This is a genomic window from Picrophilus oshimae DSM 9789, assembly GCF_900176435.1.
Lineage (GTDB): Archaea > Thermoplasmatota > Thermoplasmata > Thermoplasmatales > Thermoplasmataceae > Picrophilus > Picrophilus oshimae.
This window is the reverse complement of record NZ_FWYE01000001.1, coordinates 402310-426546: the sequence shown is the minus strand read 5'-3', so window position 1 is coordinate 426546 and position 24237 is coordinate 402310. Positions and strand designations below refer to the sequence as shown.

At 36.5% G+C, this 24237-nt stretch carries 25 protein-coding genes and 1 tRNA gene; 18 read left to right on the top strand and 8 right to left on the bottom strand.

What is annotated here, in order from left to right; all coding sequences use genetic code 11:
* Window positions 1-5: 5 nt before the first annotated feature.
* Both B8780_RS02340 and B8780_RS02335 read right to left on the bottom strand, forming a co-directional pair.
* Window positions 6-482 carry a hypothetical protein gene (locus B8780_RS02340; protein ID WP_084272512.1) on the bottom strand — a complete coding sequence of 159 codons (477 nt, stop codon included), beginning with the start codon at window positions 480-482 and terminating at the stop codon, window positions 6-8.
* A 183-nt stretch (window positions 483-665) separates the two neighbouring features.
* Entirely contained in the window at window positions 666-1124 is a 459-nt protein-coding gene (locus B8780_RS02335; protein ID WP_011177321.1) for a type II toxin-antitoxin system VapC family toxin, read from the bottom strand.
* Between the two features lie 76 nt (window positions 1125-1200).
* On the opposite strand from B8780_RS02335, the gene B8780_RS02330 reads away from it, so the two are divergent.
* Window positions 1201-1959, top strand: coding sequence for a HesA/MoeB/ThiF family protein (locus B8780_RS02330; RefSeq protein WP_084272511.1), 759 nt, complete (start codon window positions 1201-1203; stop codon window positions 1957-1959).
* Here B8780_RS02330 and B8780_RS02325 read toward each other — a convergent pair.
* A complete protein-coding gene (locus B8780_RS02325; protein ID WP_011177323.1) occupies window positions 1956-2714 on the bottom strand; it encodes a sulfite exporter TauE/SafE family protein in 759 nt (252 codons plus the stop codon). The genes B8780_RS02330 and B8780_RS02325 overlap by 4 nt on opposite strands.
* A gap of 111 nt (window positions 2715-2825) precedes the next feature.
* Between B8780_RS02325 and B8780_RS02320 the strand changes: the two genes are divergently transcribed.
* From B8780_RS02320 to zfx, 6 genes are all read left to right on the top strand, one after another.
* Window positions 2826-3782 carry a Gfo/Idh/MocA family protein gene (locus B8780_RS02320; RefSeq protein WP_084272510.1) on the top strand — a complete coding sequence of 319 codons (957 nt, stop codon included), beginning with the start codon at window positions 2826-2828 and terminating at the stop codon, window positions 3780-3782.
* Between the two features lie 182 nt (window positions 3783-3964).
* On the top strand, window positions 3965-5038 hold the full coding sequence (locus B8780_RS02315) for an MFS transporter (RefSeq protein ID WP_084272509.1): 1074 nt from the start codon (window positions 3965-3967) through the stop codon (window positions 5036-5038).
* A gap of 29 nt (window positions 5039-5067) precedes the next feature.
* Window positions 5068-5406 carry a hypothetical protein gene (locus B8780_RS02310; RefSeq protein ID WP_011177326.1) on the top strand — a complete coding sequence of 113 codons (339 nt, stop codon included), beginning with the start codon at window positions 5068-5070 and terminating at the stop codon, window positions 5404-5406.
* 72 nt (window positions 5407-5478) lie between these two features.
* Window positions 5479-5829, top strand: coding sequence for a hypothetical protein (locus tag B8780_RS02305; RefSeq protein WP_011177327.1), 351 nt, complete (start codon window positions 5479-5481; stop codon window positions 5827-5829).
* Entirely contained in the window at window positions 5826-6569 is a 744-nt protein-coding gene (locus B8780_RS02300; RefSeq protein WP_084272508.1) for a translation initiation factor eIF-2B alpha/beta/delta subunit family protein, read from the top strand. The genes B8780_RS02305 and B8780_RS02300 overlap by 4 nt, the downstream gene beginning before the upstream one ends.
* Window positions 6570-6636: 67 nt before the next feature.
* On the top strand, window positions 6637-7074 hold the full coding sequence (zfx, locus tag B8780_RS02295; protein ID WP_011177329.1) for a zinc-containing ferredoxin: 438 nt from the start codon (window positions 6637-6639) through the stop codon (window positions 7072-7074).
* Between the two features lie 15 nt (window positions 7075-7089).
* Here zfx and B8780_RS02290 read toward each other — a convergent pair whose 3' ends face one another.
* The gene (locus B8780_RS02290) at window positions 7090-7674 is read right to left on the bottom strand and encodes an ACT domain-containing protein (protein WP_011177330.1); all 585 of its coding nucleotides are present in this window, start codon (window positions 7672-7674) and stop codon (window positions 7090-7092) included.
* Between the two features lie 120 nt (window positions 7675-7794).
* Between B8780_RS02290 and B8780_RS02285 the strand changes: the two genes are divergently transcribed.
* From B8780_RS02285 to B8780_RS02275, 3 genes are read left to right on the top strand one after another with little or no spacing between them, the layout of a single operon-like run.
* Entirely contained in the window at window positions 7795-8982 is a 1188-nt protein-coding gene (locus tag B8780_RS02285; RefSeq protein WP_084272507.1) for an argininosuccinate synthase, read from the top strand.
* Window positions 8979-10241 carry a lyase family protein gene (locus B8780_RS02280; RefSeq protein ID WP_011177332.1) on the top strand — a complete coding sequence of 421 codons (1263 nt, stop codon included), beginning with the start codon at window positions 8979-8981 and terminating at the stop codon, window positions 10239-10241. The genes B8780_RS02285 and B8780_RS02280 overlap by 4 nt, the downstream gene beginning before the upstream one ends.
* A 24-nt stretch (window positions 10242-10265) precedes the next feature.
* The gene (locus B8780_RS02275) at window positions 10266-12572 is read left to right on the top strand and encodes a valine--tRNA ligase (protein ID WP_084272506.1); all 2307 of its coding nucleotides are present in this window, start codon (window positions 10266-10268) and stop codon (window positions 12570-12572) included.
* Here B8780_RS02275 and glnA read toward each other — a convergent pair.
* A complete protein-coding gene (gene glnA / locus B8780_RS02270) occupies window positions 12566-13888 on the bottom strand; it encodes a type I glutamate--ammonia ligase (RefSeq protein ID WP_011177334.1) in 1323 nt (440 codons plus the stop codon). The genes B8780_RS02275 and glnA overlap by 7 nt on opposite strands.
* Before the next feature lie 224 nt (window positions 13889-14112).
* Here glnA and B8780_RS02265 point away from each other — a divergent pair, with 224 nt between their 5' ends.
* Both B8780_RS02265 and cca read left to right on the top strand, forming a co-directional pair.
* On the top strand, window positions 14113-14439 hold the full coding sequence (locus tag B8780_RS02265) for a nascent polypeptide-associated complex protein (RefSeq protein ID WP_011177335.1): 327 nt from the start codon (window positions 14113-14115) through the stop codon (window positions 14437-14439).
* The gene (gene cca / locus B8780_RS02260; RefSeq protein WP_084272505.1) at window positions 14436-15719 is read left to right on the top strand and encodes a CCA tRNA nucleotidyltransferase; all 1284 of its coding nucleotides are present in this window, start codon (window positions 14436-14438) and stop codon (window positions 15717-15719) included. Before B8780_RS02265 ends, cca begins: the two co-directional genes overlap by 4 nt.
* Here cca and B8780_RS02255 read toward each other — a convergent pair.
* Window positions 15716-17689, bottom strand: coding sequence for an acetate--CoA ligase family protein (locus B8780_RS02255; RefSeq protein WP_084272504.1), 1974 nt, complete (start codon window positions 17687-17689; stop codon window positions 15716-15718). The two genes, cca and B8780_RS02255, sit on opposite strands and share 4 nt — an antisense overlap.
* A gap of 158 nt (window positions 17690-17847) precedes the next feature.
* On the opposite strand from B8780_RS02255, the gene B8780_RS02250 reads away from it, so the two are divergent.
* Both B8780_RS02250 and B8780_RS02245 read left to right on the top strand, forming a co-directional pair.
* A tRNA-Gln gene (locus tag B8780_RS02250) sits at window positions 17848-17920 on the top strand.
* A 1-nt stretch (window position 17921) separates the two neighbouring features.
* Window positions 17922-18116: a MoaD/ThiS family protein gene (locus B8780_RS02245; RefSeq protein WP_011177338.1), complete on the top strand. Its 195-nt coding sequence runs from the start codon at window positions 17922-17924 to the stop codon at window positions 18114-18116.
* Window positions 18117-18126: 10 nt separating this feature from the next.
* On the opposite strand, the gene B8780_RS02240 is transcribed toward B8780_RS02245, so the two are convergent.
* Together B8780_RS02240 and B8780_RS02235 are read right to left on the bottom strand one after the other, a co-directional pair.
* Complete coding sequence (locus tag B8780_RS02240) at window positions 18127-18780, bottom strand: helical membrane plugin domain-containing protein (protein WP_084272503.1); 654 nt, start codon at window positions 18778-18780, stop codon at window positions 18127-18129.
* A 6-nt stretch (window positions 18781-18786) separates the two neighbouring features.
* The gene (locus tag B8780_RS02235) at window positions 18787-20022 is read right to left on the bottom strand and encodes an NAD(P)/FAD-dependent oxidoreductase (RefSeq protein WP_084272502.1); all 1236 of its coding nucleotides are present in this window, start codon (window positions 20020-20022) and stop codon (window positions 18787-18789) included.
* A 475-nt stretch (window positions 20023-20497) separates the two neighbouring features.
* Here B8780_RS02235 and B8780_RS02230 point away from each other — a divergent pair, with 475 nt between their 5' ends.
* From B8780_RS02230 to B8780_RS02215, 4 genes are read left to right on the top strand one after another with little or no spacing between them, the layout of a single operon-like run.
* Window positions 20498-20920 carry a CBS domain-containing protein gene (locus tag B8780_RS02230; RefSeq protein WP_084272501.1) on the top strand — a complete coding sequence of 141 codons (423 nt, stop codon included), beginning with the start codon at window positions 20498-20500 and terminating at the stop codon, window positions 20918-20920.
* Window positions 20921-20954: 34 nt separating this feature from the next.
* Window positions 20955-21884: an NAD-dependent epimerase/dehydratase family protein gene (locus B8780_RS02225; protein ID WP_084272500.1), complete on the top strand. Its 930-nt coding sequence runs from the start codon at window positions 20955-20957 to the stop codon at window positions 21882-21884.
* Between the two features lie 32 nt (window positions 21885-21916).
* Complete coding sequence (metG, locus tag B8780_RS02220; protein ID WP_084272499.1) at window positions 21917-23989, top strand: methionine--tRNA ligase; 2073 nt, start codon at window positions 21917-21919, stop codon at window positions 23987-23989.
* 56 nt (window positions 23990-24045) lie between these two features.
* The gene (locus tag B8780_RS02215; RefSeq protein WP_048059447.1) at window positions 24046-24219 is read left to right on the top strand and encodes a DNA-directed RNA polymerase subunit K; all 174 of its coding nucleotides are present in this window, start codon (window positions 24046-24048) and stop codon (window positions 24217-24219) included.
* Window positions 24220-24237 lie beyond the last annotated feature (18 nt).

Below are 24237 nucleotides of genomic sequence, written 5' to 3'. Positions count from 1 at the left end.
AATATTTATATATTCATTCTTTCTATTGTATTGTTTACAATCCTTTCTATAACAGGTTCTATATCATATTTAAGACTTGTTATATAATAGCCTGAAACCATATTATTTAACTTTTCAAGCTCCCTGTCATAAAACTCTGCCCTGTATTTTTCATCATCCCCAAGGGCTATTATATAAACGTTCTTTCCATTTAAACTCTTTATAATTCTTATTGACTCATCAAGCGTGCTTTTATCCGTTATGTTTGCTGCAACAATGATGAATGCTGCGGTTTTTGCAATGGAATCATTGATCTCACCAGGATCTATATCATTAAGCATTAGATCTATATTATAAACATCGCTGCTGTTGTTTATCCTTATCCTTTTTCTAAGTATTTTTGACGTTGCCGGTACATCTGAATTGTATGCAATCTTTGACATAAGGTACCTCCTATCGCCGGCACCTGTTAATATCACCTTCCAGATGAATTTGTGCATCATTTACTGCTTTATTAAGTTCAATTATAAAAGATTTTTTTGTGATATCAAAGGGAAGACCACATTATTATTTATATAATATAAATCTCTATGAATTTTATATTTGTTGTTAATTAAATTCTAAAAACACCGTCCAGAACAAAACAAAATTCAATGAATATAAACTTACCATTCATTTAAAGATATTTATTTATATGTGAACCTTTTGGTTTTATGGCCGCATACCGGGCAGGTTTCTATGTAATCGTTGTATACCCTGCGGCAGCCTGTGCAGCGATACCTCCATTTCAATTTTTTATCTATCGTTTTTAAATCTGCGCCCTCGTATTTTATGTGCATGTGCCTTGCCACGTTCTGTATTGCATAATCATCGCTTATTATAATCCCGTGAATCTCGTAGGCCATTGCTATGACCTCTATATCAACATTGCTTAGAACATGCAAATCGCCTGTTTCATTTGCGGCCTTTATAACAGCATTAATTGAATCAATCCCCGGCATTTTAATATTTAAAGGCACGGAGTCAAGTATAATCTTCAACTTACCCTTTTTAATCTCTGAGATTACGCCAGGCGTGAATATATAATTATCATCGGCAATGCTTATCCTTCTTGAAAGTATTGCAGATGTATCAATAACAAACATGATTTTAAATATGGCAATTTAATATAAATACAATTCAATCATTAAAGCTTAATAATGAAATTAAAATTAAATATAAATGAGGTATTCAAGACAGGAGATCATAAAATTTATTGGTAAAAACGGCCAGGAAAAAATAAGAAAAACCAGGGCCCTTGTAATAGGTGCCGGTGGAACCGGATCATATACAATTATGAGTCTTGCAATGCTTGGCTTTGGCAGAATACACGTGATCGATGACGATAAAATAGAGATCACAAATTTAAACAGGCAGGCCCTTTACAATGAAGACGATCTTGGAAGCTACAAGGCAGAAACCATATTTAAAAGAATAAAAAAGATAAACAGCTTGGTAAACATATCATATGAAACATCAAGATTCGATTCATCAAATTATGAAATTGTAAGGGATTTTGATATTGTTTTTGACTGCACTGATAATATAACAACAAGAATGATTATAAATGATGCATGTGATAAATTTCGAATCCCATGGGTTTTCATGGCGGTTTCTGAATTTTACGGTCAGGTGAAATTAATAAATCCGGGAATTACTGCATGCTTTGCATGCTATAACAGGGATCCTGGCGAGATACCAAACTGCGATGTTACAGGCATTGTTGCAACAACAGCATCAATTGTTTCATCCCTTGCCGTGAACACTGCCGTTAAGTTCATCCTTGGAAATACCGATGAAGATCTTTTATTAATAGACTCATTAAACATGTCAATTGAAAAAATAAAAATAAACAAAAATGAAAAATGCAGATCATGCTCACTGCATGATTATAAATACCTTGGCAGATACTATTCAAATTTAAAGGGCATTATACCCTAAACTATCTTTATTGATTCTGTTATAATTACTGCCATGAATATAAAAGATAGAGACCTGTATATGTACTTTTCATCTATCCTGTGTGCAAACACTGAAAAATAGTAACCGGAGATCAGCGCTATTCCACCTATTATTATAGAGTATAAAAAATCTATATGCCCTATTCTTATGTATCCACCAACACCGCTCAATGCGGAGAAAAGCATTGCCAGTGTTGCAGTTCCAACCATCTTCTGTGCCGATATGTTAAAAAGCAGCATTGTTATAAAAACAAACATGACCCCGCCGCTTGTGCCTATTGTTCCGGTTAATATGCCTATTGGAATGCTTAAAAGCATGGCCACTGGCAGGGCCTTTTTCCTTTCTATGTTTCTTTTTGCTATATTCGTCTTTTTAAACGAGCGCTTCATGCTGTAATATGACATGTACCCGGTCATGAATATAAATGCCAGCTCCAGTGGAAATGCATCTATCATTGATGCTATGTATGTTCCTATCTGGGCCCCTATTACGGCACCAACACCCATAAAGAGACCTGTGTAAATATCAAGAGTTTTGTCCTTGAAATAAACGTATATTACTATGGTTGTTGTTATCACATCAACCAGAAGGCTTGAGCCAACGGCAGTTTTAAATCCAAGCCCCATTATTGAAAGGGCAGGAACAACTATTAAAACGCCACTGCTTCCGGTTATCCCTGTAAGTGCCCCAACGCCTATGCCTATAAGTGCTATGATTATGTATAGATAAATCATTTATTCAATATCCATAAACAGGATTTATAATTTCATTTTTGCATCAAAAATTAAATACCATATTTTAGGGTTTTTAACAGTTTTTTAATACTAATTATTATTATATAAATTATGAAAATACTTGTTGTTGGTATAAACGGTTTTGGAATGAGACATCTAAGCGCGATTAAAAACATGGACATATATGTAATGGAAAGAAAGGAAAACGTCATAGCTGAGGCAAAATCCAGGTATGATATAAAAAGGGTTTTTAACGATTACAATGAGGCATTGAACTCTGATGCAGACATAGTGGATCTTGTGGTTCCACATAACCTTCACAGGGATCTTGCCATAAAGGCCATGGAGCATAAAAAACACGTGCTTGTGGAAAAGCCAATAGCAACAACGCTTGATGACGGCAAAGCCATGATTGATGTCTCGAGAAAGAACAGGGTGAAATTCATGGTTGCAGAACAGTACTTCTTTGATCCATATGCCACCGAGGCCAGGAGGCTAATACAAAACAATGCCATTGGTGATGTAAAAACCGTGATCGTCAGGGATCAAAGGTTCTTTGATCATGGTGGCTGGAGATTAAACAGGGAATCCATGGGTGGTGGTGCATTGATAGACGGCGGCATACATTTTATAGATACGCTTTTAAATTTCGCCGGTGATTATTCGGACGTGCGCTCAATTATAAACCATGGTGGCACTGATCTTGAGGGCGAGGATAATATAAATGCGCTCTTTAAATTCAAAAATGGTGCAGCCGGCCTTTTCTTTTACTCATGGGCATACAGGTTTTCGCCCAGATTGCCCGCCTTTGAGATTATAGGCGAAAATGGCTCCATGTACGAGGATTCATCCAGTAAAATATCATGGGATTCCGGAATAAGAACAGCCTACGGTGGATTAATAATGAACGGTAAAAAGGTTGATGTAAGGCCATATGATATATTTGAAAAGGAGATATCATCATTTGCAGAGAGCATTGAAAATGATAATGACGTACCATTCAGTCCGGAGCTGGAGCTAAGGGATCTTAAGGCCGTTCTGGACATATATAAAAATGCAAATTTTTAATATATTAATTTTTCCCGTTTTTCCAGGTCTTAATAAAAAAATATATCAAAAAGTATATAAATATGTTTTGAAAAATGAATACTAAATTAAATAATATGCATATTGAATAAAAGAAAAAAACGAACTATATAAATAATTTTATAATTGAAAACATATTAATATAGACATGAAATTCAAAAACCATGTCATTTAATAACAGTTCAAGGTTCATACCGGTCTTTGCATATTCAATATCAACATTCTTTTTGATGAATTTTGCATTCTTTATTCCGGAACTTGTGAAAACATATCATTTCAGCTATATTGAATCATTTATACTTCTTGGCTCGCCGTTTATTGGCAGGGCTTTCACGCCATTTCTTTACTCAAATTTCTCCAAAATTGGCGTTCACAGGCTGGCCATGCTATCAATATCCATTATGTCTTTATTCTCCATATTTGAGGCGTTTACACATGCCTTTTCAATTTTGCTTATATTCAGGCTGCTGACAGGCATATTCTTTGGCCTTGCAACCTCTGCCGCCGTTGAGGTATCTGCAGTCTCAGGCAATAAAATATTAATGGGATTGACCATGGGCGGCTGGGCCATTGGCTGGACACTGGCAGCCGTGCTTTACACCATCCTTGGCTCGGTATTTTATATATCACTTGCGGGCTCGGTTTTCCTTCCATCGGTGTTTTTCTCAAAGAAGTTAAATGTTATATCACCACACGTGAAAAAATATAAAATGGATTTTTCTATAAAGGCCTTTCTGGTCTTCTTTCTTGGCTTTACACCTGCATACATACTTGAAATTGTGCCGACATATCTGCCTGATTCAAGCATTGAATCAATAATAGCATACAGCATTGCCGTCCCGGTCTATGTAATGATACCATTTATGATAAATCGCTTCGGCATAAGGAACGTTGCATATGTATCAATATCAATGGCGGCACTATCTGGAATACTATTATTTTCAACATATAATATATACATTGCAATTCTTTTCACGGCCGTTGGACTTGGAATAAACTCAATATTGCCCGTTGTTTCAAGATCCCTTAACATAGATCCAAAGAAGATAGGCCCAAGCATGAACTTCTCATCAATTATAGGTTTTATGATACCTGTTTTAATAACAATTGGCAATGTATCATTGAACTCCTCATTAATGCTTGGCCTTGCACTGGTTATTTTAATTCTGTTTATAGGCACAAACGGCTTTAAAATCTCATATTCAAAAAATACAATTACAAGACACCATCATAATTAAATTTATTTACCATGAAATTCTATTGAACTGTGGATGATATAGACAAATATCTAAAAAATATTTTCAGTGCATTGCCGACCGAGGAACTTTACATAGAGGCATTTAGGGAGGTGTTAAAGGATCTAATCAAGGAATACATAAAAAAGAGGATAAACAGCAACGATGAGATAAAAAAGGAGATATCAAGCGTTTTAAAGGAATACATGGAGGCAAAGCTCAAGGAATACGATTCCGTTGCCAAGATGACAAAGCTGACCGCAAAGATCGGATTGATAAGTGCGCCATCAGACGTTAAGGAACAGGCCATAAACGATTTTATAAACACGTTTCAAAAGGAGATAGAGGATATAATAAAGAAAACACTTTAAATTAATATTTAAAATTATTGTAACTGCTACTGCATGATTTAGCTTAAATTCACGTTTATATTATTCTCAATTATGAAAATAGCTTGTGTTGTTGATGAGGAAAACGTCCTTGCACCGCTCCAGTTTGGAAGCACGATATTTCTTATAGACAGTGAGACAAAACAGATAGAGGAATACGAGAACCCTGGCTTTGGATCAATGCACGGTGGCAGGGAGATGGCAATGGCCGCAATTCTATCATTAAAGCCGGATATATTTATTGTAACACCAAACTCACTCTGCCCTGGATCATACTCAATGAGCCTTGGCAATGTAAAATATGCAGTTATGGATGAGGTTAACATCAGTGATGTTATAAAAAACATAGATAAAATAGAGAAAAGCGCTGTTTCAGAGCTTGAACCAATAATGTACAGGGAATGAATGTAAAAGATCTATACGATAATAAAGCGTCTGGAACGGCAGTTGCCTTCAAAATTATTGATTTTTTTAGTCATAATGATATAGATGAAAATATTATTAAAGATCTAAAAAAATACTATTTTGGCATAGGCTTAATAAATTACGTTTGCGATAGCATTATTTCCGGCAGGAAAAAGAATTTAAAGGAAGGCATAGAAAAACACGATAAAATGGCCATAGAGCATGCAAAACCATTGTTTAATGATTCTGTTATAGGCACAATAAGTTTTTCATCACAGGTATTAAAGGCATTTATTTCAAACAGGGAAAAAATAAAAAGGGTATATATTCTTGAAAGCATGCCTGAGCGCGAAGGCATTGATTTCGCATCGCTGCTTGTTAAAAATGGCATCGATGTGGTTTTACTCCATGATGCATCAATATATGAATTATCATTAAATGTTGATTTCTGCATTGTTGGCTCTGATACAGTTGCATACAATGGCGGATTAATACATAAAAACGGAACATATCCAATGGCCCTTTCAATGAAATATTTTAAAAAGCCATTTTATTCCATTACAATAAGCGAAAAGATAAACAGAAATTTTCTCGAATCATCATATAAAAATATAAAAAATCATGACTGGAATATAGACATTCCATACATAAACAGATTTTTTGATTACACACCACCGGATCTCATTGATTATTATATAAATGAGAATGGTTTTGTAAAACCTTCTGATGTAAATATTTAGGTTACATTTTAGATAATCACAAAATATTTTTAATAAAAATGTATTTATCATGTGAGGGTGAGCAGATTTGGTTAAGTTAGAATCACTTGATTACAAGCCAAAACCAATAGACCAGAACTTCCTCAGCGATGAGGAGCATTACCCGGTCACTGGTGAGCACAACGGCCACAAGGTAAGGGCCGGTGGAGTGCAGAGGATGGATGCGGAGGGAAAGCCATACCCAACAAAGAACGGCATACACGGCTCAATAGTCGCAGTTGACTGGGAGGCATGCATAGCTGATGGTGGCTGCATGGATGTATGCCCTGTTTCATTATTTGAGTGGGCACTCAATCCGGGCAACTCAGGTACAGGCAACGACAAAAAGATATCACCGGATGATAAGGAAAACTACGACAAGTACAGGACTGACAAGTGCGATCCTGTCAGGGAAAATGAATGTATATTCTGCATGGCATGTGAGAGCGTTTGCCCGACACTTGCAATAAAGATAAATCCGTCCTAAATTTTTAAATTATTTTTATTTTCCGGCAAGGGCCTCATAGGCTTTTATTGCATCATCCCTCCTGACGATTATTATTGTCTCGTTTGAGCATGATATTAGCTGAAGCACGTTTATATCAAAGGCAAAGAGCTTTTCATTGATCTTCATGACAAAGCCCGGGGTATTCACTATCTCCATGGATGAAAATATGTGTATTGCACTAACATCCCTTTCAAGTGAAACTGACGGTTTGAACTTTAGATTCTCATTTTTTGTCTCATCTATTATATAAACTATTGAATCTGTTAGATACGTTGCGGATATAAAATTTATGCCGTCTATCTTTGAATTTGTTGTAACCACCGTGATTTTGTCCTGGAGTGTTATCTTGCTGTTCTTCAAAAGAATATCTATTTTTGATGTATAATCCTGGTTCTTCTTTTGATTTAGCAACTTATTTAAAGAGGATCTGACAGAGATCTCGTTATAGTTAAGCTCCCTTGAGATCCTTCTGGACAGCTTGCTCATGTTAAGTATATCGTATTTCATTGCATTTATTATCTCGGGATGCATCTTTATGTAATCATTTACGGCCTTCTCGACATTACCCCTTATAACCATGTTACTGAAATTACATATTTAATATAAATTTTTACATTTTAACTGATTATTTTAAATAATTAAAATCAAAAATGATAAGAATAATGAAAAAAATAATATATAAACAGATTTTTGTCCATCATGGAAAAGGCATTATTATTATACTCTGGTGGACTGGATACATCCGTTATGGTCAGGTGGATAAAAGAAAAAATGAACATGGACGTTGTAACATTAACACTTGACATAGGTAACTCTGATCTTGAAGAAATAAAAGAGAAGGCCTTAAAGCTGGGGGCCATTGATGCAATAACGCTTGATGTTAAAAAGGAATTCGCTGATAACTATATATCAAGGGAGATACATGCCAACGGCCTTTACGGTGAATACCCGCTATCAACAGCACTTGCAAGGCCGCTTATGGCCGAGAAGGCCGTCTCGGTTGCCAATGAAAACGATATAAAGTTCATAGCCCATGGTTCCACTGGAAAGGGAAATGACCAGGTAAGGTTTGAGGTCTCAATAAACGCACTTGATAATAACATAAAGGTGATTGCGCCTGTAAGGGAATGGAATATGACCAGGGCAGATGAACTTGAATATGCAAAAATGAATAATATATATGTAAAATCTGATGGCAAATACTCCGTTGATGAAAATATATGGGGTAGGTCAATAGAGGGATCATCCATAGAAAATATTAACGAACCCGTTAATGATGATGCCTTTGAATGGGTAACACCGCCCCAATACTGCGGTTCAGGCGAACCGGTTTCAATTGAATTCTATAAAGGGCTGCCATCATCATTAAATGGTAAAAGCATGGATCTTTTGAGCATAATAAAAAATCTTAACATTATTGCAGGCAGGAACGGTATAGGTATAATAAACATGATAGAATCGAGGCTCATAGGTCTCAAGAGCCACGAGGTCTATGAATGCCCTGCCGCATCTGTTATATTAAAAGCACACAAATATCTTGAGAATTTAATACTAAACAAAAACGAACTTTCTGTGAAGAATTACATAGATAATTTCTGGTCAAACATGGTTTACAATGGATTATGGTTTGATCCGTCAATGGAGCACATGAACCAATTCGAGAAAAGCTCAAATCAGTACATAACCGGAAGCGTAAATTTAAGACTTTACAAGGGAAACATGATCCTGGAAGGCATTGAGAGCCCGTACTCTCTATACGATTATAACACAATAAACTATGAGACCGGTGTATTTGATCAGGGCTCATCAAAGGGCTTTATAGATATATACAAAAATGAAACCGTAAGGTCAAACAGGGTTAAAAAGGCATTAACGGTGATACATTGAAGATCTGGTCTGGAAGTGCAGGAGAGGAGCTTGAAAACAAATTCTATGATAATATAATAAGGGATGACATCGATGCGGATAAAAATATGATAAAATACGAGATAATAAACATGCTTGCCTACAACGTTGCAATGAAGGCCCCATGCAGTGTTATAAAGGCCCTTCTGGATATATATAAAAACGGCATTGAGCTTAAATTGGATCTTGAGGATGTCCACGGCAACATAGAGGATTTTATAATAAGAAGGACCGGCTTTAAAAACTTCAGGATGTTCCTTTCAAGAAACGAGCAGGTGCACAGTGATTTAAACCTCTTTATAATTGATAAAATCATTGAAATTGAGAAAATCCTTTATGAAATAATAAAGGTCATTCCAGGCTTTAATGGAAGGATTCCTGGCTATACACATTACAGGCAGGCAATGCCAATGTCAGTAAACACATATATAAATTACATAAAAAGCATATTTTACCATCATTTTAATAATCTGGACAGTTTCCTAATGGATTTAAGGGAGATGCCACTTGGCTATGGCTCTGGCTACGGCTCATTCTCGCCGGTCGATTTCAATCAGGTCTCAAATCTATTAAACATGGAAAAGAACATTAAAAATCCGGTTTACTCATCATTAAGGTACATAAAAAATATTGAAAATATTGTTTATTTAATCTCCAGTCTTGCAGTTGACATTTCAAGGATATGCCAGGATATAATAATATACTCTGAGAATGATATTATAACAATACCTCCAGAATACACAACGGGCAGTTCACTAATGCCAAACAAGATAAACCCGGATTATCTTGAGCTGTTTCAGGGTATTTCTGCTGAATCCATATCAATGCTTTCATTTATTATGCAATCTGAATTAAATAAAACAACCGGATACCACAGGGATTTTCAGATCGTAAAGGATAGAACAATATCCTTTATTAATAACTTTGAAAGGATCATGCTTGGACTGAAGGATCTATTATATAATATTAAATTCAATGAAAAGAACATAAAAAATGATGTTTATGCAACATACAATGCATGGCTTGCGTTTAAAAACGGCATGGACTGGAAGTCAGCGTATTCGTATGCAGGAAACAAAATAAAAAATGGTGAGGTTCTCGATGAGTACCAGCCCGGGGATTTAACAGATTACATAGACGTTAATGAATTAAATAAAAGGTTGAACCATAACATAAAAATTTTTATAGAGCCAAGGGAGAAACTTATAGCTTATGCCGAGAACCTCTGCAAAAATATATAAAACAATTAAATATTTACTCATATCATGCTTGATATAAATGAAATGGAAAATAAATGGAAAGATTACTGGTTCAATAACGATGTTTTTAAATTCAGACCCGGTAACAAAATATTTATAATAGATACACCACCACCAACAGTATCTGGAAAAATGCACATGGGACATGCATATTCATATCCACACCAGGATTTTATGGCCAGGTACATGAGAATGAAGGGCTTTAGCGTATATTACCCATGGGGCTTTGATGATAATGGTCTGCCTACGGAGAGGTACGTTGAAAAGGAGAGGCATGTAACAATAAGGAACACACCACTTGATGAGTATATAAAGATATGCAGGGAGGCAAGCAGGGATGCTGAAAAAATACTGTTAAAAAACTGGTACGATCTTGGCCTGAGCTGCGATTTTAAGAATTATATTGAGACATCATCAGATTTTTCCACAAGGATATCACAGGAGCTTTTTATAGACCTTGTGCTAAATAACAGGGCATATCGCGCCGAGGCTCCGGTTATAAGGTGCCCGACATGCAATACTGCAATATCGCAGATAGACATGAAGGATACAGAGATAGACACGGATCTTGTTTACATAAACTTTTCTGGCATTGAGATAGCAACAACCAGGCCCGAGCTACTGGGTGCATGTGTTGCTTTGGTTGTGAATCCAAACGATCCAAGGTATAAAAAAATAATAAACAGTGAGGTGGTTGTGCCATTATACAATTACACTGTAAGGATCATCTCAGACGATTCCATAGACATGAACTTTGGAACAGGTGCCGAGATGCTGTGTACCTTTGGTGATCAGCATGACCTTGAGCTATGGAGAAAATACAATCCCGGGACAAGGATAATAATAAAGAACGATTTAATTGATGATGGAATTATAATAAAAGGCCTTTCTGTAAAAGAGGCAAGAAAGGAGATAATAAAAAAATTAAAGGAAAATAACTATTTAATAAAAACAGAAAGGATAAAGCATTCAGTGAATACACACGAAAGATGCGGAACGCCAGTTGAAATAATAATAAGCAAGCAGTGGTACATAAAGGATCTTGATATAAAGGATGAGCTATTAGAGCTTGGAAATAGGATAGAATGGATACCTGATTACATGAAAACAAGGTATCAAAACTGGGTTTCAGGTCTTAAATGGGACTGGTGCATATCAAGGCAGAGATACTATGGAATACCATTTCCTGTATGGTACTGCAAGGACTGCGGTGGCATAGTACTGGCTGATAAATCAGAGCTTCCAGTGGATCCAAGGCTCTCAGGTACCAATAAAAGGTGCAGCTGCGGCTCGGGCAATCTCGAGCCTGAAACAGACGTTATGGATACATGGGCAACATCATCAATAAGCGTGACATTATATTTAATGCATATAAACAGCATGAATCTTTATCCTGCCGATGTAAGGTTCCAGGGGCACGATATAATAACCTCATGGGCATTTACAACGATACTTAGATCATACCTGCATTACAGGGATGTTCCATGGAAGAAGATCTTCATAAGTGGTAATGTTTACGATCCATATGGCGAAAAGATGAGCAAGAGCAAGGGAAATATAATAGAGCCGTCAACGATAATAGAAAAGTACGGTGCGGATGCCCTGAGGTTCTGGGCATCAACAACCATGCCAGGAGAGAACATAAAGATAAGGGAGCAGGATCTGGTCCGTGGAAGAAAAACTGTTATAAAATTATACAACTCTGCAAGGCTTGTTTTAATGTTATCGGATAATATTAAGGGCAGCATGGATAATATAATAAGCCAGGTAAATAGATGGATACTAACAAAGTTTGAAAAAACATTAAAAAACGTTACAGAACTAATGGACGGCTATTACTTCTCAAGGGCCAGATCTGAACTTGATAACTTCTTCTGGAATATATTCTGTGACAACTACCTTGAAATCATAAAAAGCGAGATAAAAAGGTATCCTGAGGAAACGGCCGCGGTCTCAAGGTTTCTTATGGAGAATATAATAAAGATGTATTCACCAATAATGCCATTCATAACAGAGGAATTATACCACGAATTCAATAAGGATTCGCTAAGCGTTTCACTTGAAAAATACCCTGAATACAATGAGGATTACATCTTTGACGGTGCCGAGGACTTTGATTATATAATAGATATAATAAATAAAATCAGGGCCATTAAAAGCAACATGAAGATGTCCATGGCGGCACCGATATCAATATCATTAAAGGGCAATGAAAAGATCATAAATGATTCAGCAGAAATAATAAAATCGGTCATGCATGTGGAAAATCTAAAAATATCAAACAGTGATAATATAGAAATTGAGGTTCAGTAAACCTCAAGATATCTATTTATCTCCCAGTCGGTAACGTATGTTGTATAATCCTCCCATTCCATCCTTTTTAATTTTATGTAATTTTCAAAGATATGCTCTCCAAGTATCTCCTTTATTGTCTCGCTTCTCTCCATCTCCTTTATTGCCTCCCCAAGTGATCCGGGCATGGTTTCTATGCCAAGCTCCGCCCTCTCATTTAATGGCATTTCAAAGACATTCCTCTCAACTGGATCTGGTATCTCTGCCTTATTTTCTATACCATCAAGCCCCATGCCAAGCATAACGGCAAACTGCAGGTAGTGGTTTCCTGTTGAATCAGGAAATCTTAACTCTATCCTCTTTGCCTTTCCTGACGGTGCCGGAACCCTTACAAGTGCGCTCCTGTTCCTGTTTGCCCAGCATATGTAAACAGGTGCCTCATATCCAGGAACAAGCCTTTTATATGAATTCACAAGAGGCGCAAGTATAGGCGACGCACCCTTTATGTTCTTTAAAATTCCTGCTATGTACGAAAGTGCATATTTGCTCAGTCCATACCTGTTGTTCTCATCGTAGAAAGCGTTGTTATCGCCATTGAATATGCTTTGATGTACATGCATGCCGGAACCGTTGATACCCTTTATGGGTTTTGGCATAAATGTTGCGTAATAGCCGTGCTTTGCGGCAACATCCTTGACTATGCTCTTTATTACTATTAATCTATCAGCCATTGTTATTGCATCAGCATACTTTACATCTATCTCGTGCTGGCCTGGTGCAACCTCATGATGTGATGCCTCAGGGTAATAATCTATATCCTCAAGCCTCTTTACTATCTCCTCCTTCAAAAGTATCGATGAATCTGTGTTTTTATCAAAGTAAACACCCTGGTCAGATGGAATAACAGTCGGCCTGTTTTTATCATCTCTTTTAAAGATGAAATACTCTATTTCAGGGCCTATGTAAAAATGCTTATTCTCCTTTTTTAATCTATCAATCTGTCTCTCAAGTACGTATCTTGGGTCTCCATCAAACCTTGTTCCATCTGGATTAAATATCTTTGATATGAATCTTGCAGTTTTTCCAAGGGAATTCTGTGATATTATTGTATACGTTGAAAGGTCAGGCATTGCCTTCATATCGGAATTTTCTATTGGTTTAAATCCAGGTATTGAACTGCCATCAAAAGTTATGCCATCATATAAAACATCCTCAAACCTATTCTTTGGGACAGTCAGGGATTTTAAATGACCTGTAATGTCAGTGAACTGGATCTGCAAAAAGTCAATTTTGTCTGCCTTTAATCTCTCAAGGTAAAAACCCTCATCTTCCTGCATAGCAACGTATACATAGATTGGATATATATTTTTATATAAAATTTATAAATTTTTGCCTTAGTACTTAAATATATTCATATCATAATGAAGAATTATGTTTTTTATAAATTAGAATTTATGTTTATCGATAAAAATCAATAAAAATATCAAATCATAATGGTAAAAATTTTATTCAGGTAATACAAAGATAAAAATTAATAAAATAATAATGAATTCATATTGGTATGAATCCAAGAGAGATAAGGCGCATGATGGCGCAGATGGGTATAAAATCGACTGAAATGAGCGATGTAAAACAGGTCATATTCAAGGGAAAGGATAAGGATTACATAATCGACAATGCATCTGTAACAATGATAGAGGCACAGGGCCAGAAAACGTTCCAGGTTCTTGGCAATCTCAGGGAGGTAAAAAAGGAGGTTGAACAGTACAGCGAGGATGATATAAAGCTTGTTATGGAGCAGGCAAAGGTCACAAGGGAAAAGGCAATAGAGGCATTGAAGGCTGCAAACGGTGAGCCTGCACAGGCCATATTAAATTTAACCTCATGATAGATTATAAAAAAATACTTGGCGATTACACCCCTGATTATGAGGAGAGCCTTCGTTTAAAGTGCATAGAGAATGGTATAATCAAAAAATTAAATGATATAATATCATCAAGGAATATAGATGCAGAGCCCGTTTCCGTTGGTTCGTATTCAAAGGGAACAAACCTAAAAAACAGCGATCTTGATATATTTATAGTCTTTTCAAAAAAATACCCAAAAAATGAGATGGAATCAATTGGGCTTTCCCTTGGCCATTACATTCTTGAAAACGGCGTCGAGAAATATGCCGAGCATCCATATGTTTCAGGTTACATTGAAAATGTAAAGATTGATATAGTTCCAGCATATAAAATAGAACCTGGACAGAGAATAGTGAGCACTGTTGACAGGACACCACTGCACACAAAGTACGTTATAGAAAACACGGATGAAAATCTGAGAAATGATATAAGATTATTAAAAATATTCATGAAGGCAAACAACGTTTACGGTTCAGAGGTCTCAAAGGCAGGTTTTTCAGGTTATCTTTGCGAGATTTTGGTTATAAACCTTAAATCCTTTGATGCCGTGATAAAATATTTCTCAAAACTTAAGGGAAGGTTAATAATACCTGAAAATTCCTGGAAAAAATTCCAGGAGCCGGTTGTTATCGTTGATCCTGTCGATCCAACAAGGAATGCCGGGGCTGCTGTAAGCCTGGAAAACCTTTCAAGGATGAAGATTGCATCAAAACTCTTTTTATTGAATAAAAACGAATCGTTTTTTTATCCAAGGGAGATAAGTCCAAGGTACCATAAAAGGGGCACATGCATTTACATAATAACATTGAAAAGGCCAGATATAATAGATGATATTATATATCCGCAGGTCTTTAGATTTGAAAGACAGATATTTAACATAGCGGACCGTTATGGTTTCATGCCTGTTTCATCAGAAATAAATGTTGATAATAACATAGAGATACTTATAGAGTTACAGCGTGATGTGTTACCTGATGTATCAAAGCATGCCGGCCCGCCCGTTGACAGTGATGAATCGATAAACTTTATAAACGTCTGGAAGGACAGGGCCCTGCGCGGGCCATATATAGAAAGGGATAGATTATATGTCGATTCCGAAACAAGGATAAAAAGCTTTTACGATGCATTGAATCTTGAATTAGAAAAAATGGATATAGGAAAAAACCTAAACAAATTAAAGGATGGGATAAAAATAATAAAATACAATAATTCACATTTTAATGTTGTAAAAAAATTCTTTTCAAAAGATATCTTCCATTAAATGATCATTCTAACATCAACAGCGTATGCCCCGGTTTCGTTTACAATCAATGGATTTATATCGAGCTGGCTGATATTCAGATCAACAATCATCCTTGAAACGTTTGAAATTGCCCTTATTATGCTGTTCTTATCGTAGTTTCTCTTCCTTGCAGTTATAATTTTTGATATATTACTCTCGTTCAAAAGGTACTCCGCCTCCTCCTCGGAAACAGGTGAAAGAGCATACGCAAGCCTTTTCAAAACCTCAACGTATATTCCTCCTATGCCTGCAACAACAGTATGGCCGAATACAGGATCCTTTATACCGCCTATAAAGATCTCGGCCCCGTTTAATTGCTCCTCTATTAAAACTCTTTTGTAATTAAGCCTGTTAAAGACGTCCTTAACCATGTCCCTTTCAACGTTTAAATAAACGCCGTTCATCTCGGTTTTATGCAATGGTTCATCTCCAGAGATCTTCATGACAACCGGATAGCCTATGTCGTCCGCAACCTTCTGTGCCGTTTCAGCATCCATGGCTATGCCATACCTCGGTGTTTTTATTCCATATAATTCCATGATCTTTAAAGCCTCGAAGTCCCTTATGTATGACTTTCCTGAAACGATCTTCCAGGCCTCAGATACGGGCTGTGGTATTCTTATCTTCCTGACAGGCTCCATTCTATCGGTCATGTACTTTATTGCCTTAACGGCATCCTCTGGGAATTTAAATGCAGGTATGTATGCTGATTCTAAAATCCTGGAGGCCGCATCCTCATCCAGACCCATTGTAACACCGACAAGGCTCTTGCCGCGGTATCTTATCATGGCCCTGGCAACATCAGTGCAGCTTACCATGGGCAGTGATTGAACTATAACAAGTTTTGTGCAGTCAAGATCCTTTGTAAGCTCTATTGCACCTTTGTATCTCTCAGAGTCCGCATCACCTGACAGATCAAGAGGATTCCTTGGCACACTCTGATCAGGAAGCACCTTCTTTAAATTTTCCTTTATTCTGTCAGGTATCTCGATCTCGTTTAAATTATATGATTCTATTGCATCGCTTGTCAAAACACCATGACCGCCCGAGTTTGTTATTACAAGTATGTCCCTTGAAACACTCTCGCTTGATGAAACAAGTTTTGCTATGTTAAGCATATCCTCAAGCGATTCAACAAAGATACCGCCGCATGCCCTTACAGCGGCCTTAAAAATATCGACAGAGCCTGCAACACTGCCGGTATGTGTTTTTATTGCAGCAGTTCCTGATTTACCGGTACCGCCCTTCAAGAATATCAGCGGCTTCTTCTTTGTAACCTCCGGAACGGTATTTAAAAATGCATCGCCATCTGATACCCCTTCAAGGTATGAAAAAATGGCCTTTGTTTCAACATCATTGGCCAGAAATTCAAAGATGTCAGATTCCTTTATATCTGTCTGGTTTCCAAGGCTTACAAAGTAGCTTATTCCGGTTCTTGTTTTCTGGGCCCAGTTGAGCATGTAAACACCAAGACCACCGCTCTGCGCAACAAGTGCGGCACCGCCTTTTATATTGTCTGAAAATGCGAACGTTCCGTTAAATGATGGTGTTATTATGCCTATTGTGTTTGGCCCAAGGAACCTGAGGCCAGATCCTGATGCCATTGATTTTATCTTTTCCTCAAGCTCTGCACCATGCTGATCCGTTTCCTTAAAACCGGAGGTTATGATTATTGCCGCACCGGTCCCTGAATCTATTGCATCCTGAATAACATCAGGAACAGAATCCCTTGGTACGGCCACTATTGCAAGGTCAACAGTTTCATTTATATCCTTAAGGCTTTTGTATGATTTATAGCCCTCAACGTTGTCTGATTTATTGTTTACAGGATATATTTTACCCGAGAACGTTGATATGATATTTCTTAATATAATATTTCCTATCTTTTCCTTGTTTGTTGATGCGCCAACCACGGCTATGCTTTTTGGTTTAAATAATTTATCAAGCATTTTTTAATATATTTTATAAAAATTTAAATTTTTTTATGTTGGTTAAACTTCGTGAACATAATTATAAGATTACAGGACTTGGCATCTTATTGTATTATTAAGATTGCTGGCTTAATGTATAAAAAAATTTAAAATATGAATTTGGAATAAAGTAATAAAGCTCCGTGGTGTAGTGGACAAGCATTTCGGACTTTGGATCCGACGACGGCAGTTCGAATCTGCCCGGAGCTATATGATTAGAATAAAAGGATCAGAAAATAAAACAATAGAAATGGATCATGAGCTCACAATAAATGACATTATAAAACAATATAAAATAGATGCAGAAAGATATGCAATTATACTTAATGGAAGCCCTGCAACAGAGGATGAAAACGTAAGACCAGAAGATGATTTATTGTTTTTAGAGGTATTTTCAGGTGGATAAAAAAATATTTTTATTTTTTATTTCCTGCATTGCAGTTAAAATCTGAAAAGCATGTTTTGCCGAGGCTTTTGAGTATGGAAAAGACTATTCCAAGTCCCCTCTGTGTATCCTCGTCCTTCATTGCATGCAGCGTTCCCATCATGCCACCAACAGGTGTAACGGTCTCGGTTTTTATTGCATTCTCAATGGCCTTTATGAAGTTTACATAGTGCGGTGCAACGCTTAGATCCAGGGTTCCAAGGGCATTAAGTATTGTTTTATAGTTCATTAAAAAGTTCATTGTAAAATCATTTGATAGTAGTCCCATCAATGTTCCAAGGGCCTCATCGTCGTTTAATATACCCATGACAGGATCAAGCATTCCCTTGTTTTGCAATGTTCCAAGCATTTCAAGGAGATTCGACAGTGCATTTACATTCTTCTTTTCTGATATAATGGAAAGCATGGATAGCAGTGAGTCCTTCTTTGTGAACAGCATTAAGACCTCATCGCTTGTTAGAATGCCCATTATCATTTTTAGGGTTTCCTCGTCGTCAAGGATTCCAGATATTACATCAAGGAATCCCATCTTGTCCAGCTTCTTCACTACTTCCATCAGCCTGTTGATGCTGTTCATTGTGTCAGGCGTCAACAGCTTCTCTATTGCCTCGTCCTCTGTCATCATTTCACATCACCAGCTTGCGAGATATTTGTCAAGTGCCATATCTCCATTCGTCCACATAAAGTATTTGGTAAACAACTCCTTCTTCATGTGGTTTGTTGGTGATGGTACCGCCAGGCCTTTTGTGCCACCGTAGAACGTTGTGTCATTTACTGCTATTGCAAATCCTTCAAGCGGGTTGTCTGCTATGCAAACGACCTCTGGATGGTATTCATCTATCTTTGTTGGAACGCCAAGTCTGTTTGCAAGATCCTGCATGGCTATTCTTGATGTCTGTACTGCAAGATATCCAAGTTTTGGAACCGTCATCTGGTTTGCATCTCCGCATGCGTATATGTTATCGTACTTTATTGACCTCATGTGTGCATCTGTTGGTATGAATCCGCCATCATCAAAGAGATCCGGTGTTGAATTTGTAACAGCATCGTTGTGTTCGTATGGCGGTAATATAATTGCTATATCTGCCTTTATGGTCTTTCCGTCCTCGCTTACTATTTCGTCCTTTCTTACCTCTGCAAGCTTGAAATTCCAGACCATGTCGAAACCCTGGCTTGAATAAAGCGATTTAACAACGCCCCTTGATTCCTTTGATATATCTGTTAGTATCTCCTCTCCTGGTGAGAATATTGTTATATGGGTCTTGTCCAGTATGCCCCTCTTTTTAAGGTATGCAGGAATCATTAATGACATTTCAAATACAGGCCCCTCGCAGGCTGAATCTGCCGGTGCGGCCCAGTTCTTTGGATACGTTCCCCTGGGTGTTAACGTTCCCTGGTAGAATATACCAGAACCTATTGCAATGTTTCCGCCCTGGAATTTCTCGAGTTTCTCATGAAGTGCTGTTGCATAGTCAGGCTCACAGACACTGTTTCCGTACTCATGCCAGCCCTTTATGTGCTCTATGCCAAGCTTTGCACCAAATCCAACAACAAGGTAGTCATAATCCTCTGTTTGCTTGTGCCCTGATGGATCATCGTACTCTACCCTGTTCTTCTTTGCATCTATCTTTGTAACAGTTCCCTGTTTGAACTTTATACCCTTTGCAGGCAATGCAGTTCCAAGATCAACCAAAAGATCCTCTGCCTTGAAAACTCCTATTGATACGTGTGGCATTCCGGGTCTGAATGCCGCATATGGTGTATTGTTTATCAGTGTTACATCAATTTTGTCTCCAAGAAGCCTCTTTGCCGTGTACGCTGCTGTTAATCCAGCAAACCTTCCACCTAATACAAGTAGCTTTGTCATTGTTTATATCTATGCATTAATTGTATATTAAATTTTTCATGTTTTTTGATTTTTTTATTACTATATCAATCAAGGTGCAATTAATATGAGGATTATTCACAAAAAATTCATAAATTCTATAACTTTTTACATTTGATATTAAAATATAAAGTTATTTAATACCTTAATCTTTAATTTTATTTATGTTTTATTTCATATACTGTAATATATCGATTAATAAAAGAATAAAAACAAAAATTTAATATTCTCTATATTTAAAGATTTTTGTTGTATGTATTTATTTCAAAGTTTTAAATAATTAAAATTTTTTTCATAATATATTAAATACAATTATTTATTCAACATCTGTTATAATTAATTACAAATTAATGAATTTTCAATTTATAGATCAATACATATGATATAATTATTACTATATATGACACAATTATTATCATTTTAGATTAATTTATCTATTTTTATTGCATATATTCTTATGGTACTTTACGCAGAGGATATAATGCATAGGGACAACAGGGTATACGATCCGGATACTGACTGCCTCACCGCATCAAAAATAATGTCAGATGAGCGCCACGGCTATATAATAATAGGAAAAAATGGAAAGCCAGAGGGCATAATAACCGAATGGGATCTGATAAACAAGGTGCTTGCAAGGAACATAAATCCAGAAGGCATAAAATTAAAGGAGATAATGAGCACAAATCTAATCTCGGTCTCATCCAAGACGCCAATGGACAAGATAGCAGACATCATGGCAATCAACGGCATAAGGCGTTTACTGGTTATAGAAAATGGCAAATTCCTTGGGGTGATCACATCACGTGATATACTGAGGTTCTTCCATGATTATGTTAAGGATGTTGTCGATATTGCATCAAAATTTGGCATAAGATAAACAACATTTATTTAATGTTTATAATAACATAATCATGAAAGGAAAAAAGATATTAATAACTGGTGGTGCGGGCTTTATAGGATCAAACATGGTTGAAAGGCTTGTAAATGACAATGATGTAACGGTAATAGATTTTACAGACAATATTAAATACATAAAGGATTTCCTTCATAATAAGAACTTCCATTTTATTAATAATGATCTTCTAAAATATGAAATTAAGGATAAATTTGATATTATAATACACCTTGCCGCAAACTCGGATGTAAGATCCGGATCAAATGATCCGATGCTGGATTTCAATGAAAACGTTGTTTTAACCCAAAATTTACTTGAATACATGAGAAGATACGATGTTAATGAAATGATCTTTTCATCATCATCAACGGTTTATGGTGAGGCATCAATAATGCCAACACCAGAAAGCTACGGACCATGCATGCCAATATCATCATACGGCTCATCAAAGCTTGCCAATGAGGCTTTTATATCAGCATATTCGCATTACTATGGTATTAAGGCCTCAATGTTTAGATTTGCAAACGTTGTTGGTAAAAATTCAACACATGGCGTTATCCATGATTTTATAATGAAATTAAAAAACAATCCAAACGAGCTTGAAATACTTGGAGACGGAACGCAGAGGAAATCATACATACACGTTTCAGACTGCATAAATGCAATGCTGCTAATACATGAAAGGATTCAAAAAACTGATGTAATTAATCTTGGAAACCATGGAACAACATCTGTAAAAACCATAGCAGATTATGTTACATCCGCAATGAATCTTGAAAACGTTAGATATAATTACACCGGGGGATACAACGGCCGTGGATGGAAGGGTGATATAAAGTATGCAGAGCTATCCATAGAAAAGATGGAGTCATTAGGCTATAGGAACAAATATGACAGCGATCAAAGCGTTAGACTGGCAGTCTCTGAAATATTAAAACAGTATTAAAACTTTAAATTTATATTTATAATACCTTGCCAATGAGTGAAAGAATACTTGTAAACTGTGCATTGCCCTATGCAAATGGCCCACTCCATCTTGGTCATATTGCTGGTGCATATCTGGCAGCAGATATCTTTGTAAGGTTTAATAGATTAAATGGTAACGAGGTTTTATTTGTTTCAGGCAGTGATGAGTATGGAACCCCGATAACAATAACGGCCGAGAAGAATAAAACATCGCCCCAGAATGTGGCTGATATTTACCACAGAGAACATGAGCAAACCTTTAAAAATCTTGATATAGTATTTGACATATTTACAAGGACAACAGATCCTGAGCATGTAAAGGACGTTGATGAATTCTTCATTAATCTTTTAAACAAAAATTATCTTGAAAAGAGATACATGGTATCTCCATACTGCAAATCAACAGGGAAGTTTATGCCAGATCGCTACATACATGGCACATGCCCATACTGCGGTTTTAACGATGCACGTGGCGATCAGTGCGATGAATGCGGAAGAACACTGGATCCAATAGAGCTTATAAATCCAAGGTGTACATCATCCAATGAGGAGCCACTGTTTATTGCAACAGAACACTTCTTTTTAAGGCTTGATCTGCTATCAGATGAGCTCCTGAATTATTTAAATACAAGGGAGAACTGGAAGCCAAACGTAATAAACTTCACAAGATCAATAATAAATGAGGGGTTAAGGCCCAGGCCAATAACAAGGGATATCGACTGGGGAGTTCCGATACCATTAAATGGCTTTGAAGGCAAAAGGATCTATGTCTGGTTTGAGGCTCTTATAGGATACATAACAGGTGCAAGGGTTTACTCAAAGAATATAAAAGATGATGATTACTGGAAAAAATTCTGGCTTGATAAAAATGTTAAATCTTATTATTTCATAGGCAAGGATAATATCCCGTTTCATACAATTATATGGCCTGCGATGCTCATTGCGCATGGAGATTATAATCTACCATACAACGTGCCTGCAAATGAATATTTAAGATTCGAGGGTGCCCAGTTTTCAAAAAGCCGTGGTATTGGATACACAGTTAACGAGGCCCTTTCATTGGTAAACAAGAATTATTTAAGATACTATATGGCCTCGATAATGCCTGAAACCGGGGATTCAAGCTTTTCATTAAACGAGCTTGTCAGCAGGGTAAACAGCGAACTCATAGATAAATATGGCAATTTTATATACAGGGTTCTGGGTTTTATATCAAACAGGAAGATAAATATAAAAAAATGCGAACCGGATTCAATTATAAACGAATTCAAAAGATTTTTTGATGAATATTCTGAATCAATAAAAAACATAAAAATAAAGAACGGGCTTCAGATCTGGCTTGAGGCAGTCACGCTTGCAAATAACTATTTCAACAGCGAGGCCCCATGGAATATAAATGACCCTGAGAGATTAAATCAGGTGCTTTTTACATCGCTTAAAATCTCTATGTATTTAACGGCAATGCTCTATCCATATGTGCCATCCGCCTCATCTGAAATCCTTTCATCACTTGGTTTTAAAACTGTTAATTATAAATTTGATGATATGTTGGGTTTTGATGATTTCAGACCTTTGAAGGGAGAACCGCCATTTAAGAAGCTGGAAATTGCTGACAAAAAGATAAACATAGATCTCATGGCCGGTACCGTAAAATATGTAAATGACCATCCAAATGCGGATAATCTATACGTTTTGGGCGTTCATGCTGACAGGGATATTACCATTGTTTCGAATATAAAAAAGTATTTAACACCGGAGAATCTCCAGGGCAGGAGAATCCTTTTAATAAGGAATGTAAAACCTGCAACGATACGCGGCATAAAATCAGAGGCAATTATAATAGCAGTACAGCATGGTGAAAGAATAATCATTCCAGAGGTGAATGCAGATGACGGTTCCAGGATGAAAATAGATGGCTTTGACTTCAATGGTGATATAATATCAATGGATGAAATCAAAAGGTACAAATTCATTGTTGATAAAAACGAGCTGGTTCTTGAATACAATAACTCAAGATTTATTATAACAGAAAACGGAAAACCATTAAAAATAAATGCACCGGATGGTTCAAGTATCGTGCTTTAATCTATAAGAAAATTTTATTAACAACCTTTTAATATAGGTTTGTTTGCATGATTTTTATGATATTGACGAAATTTGAAAAGGCGAGGATTATTGGAGCAAGGGCCCTGCAGATTGCAATGGGCGCACCGGTGATTATAGATATTTCCCCGGATATCATAGATCCAATAGATATAGCAATGATAGAATTTGAAAATAATGTTATACCAATAACAATAAAAAGAAATCAATAATTTTTTTCATGCTTTTGC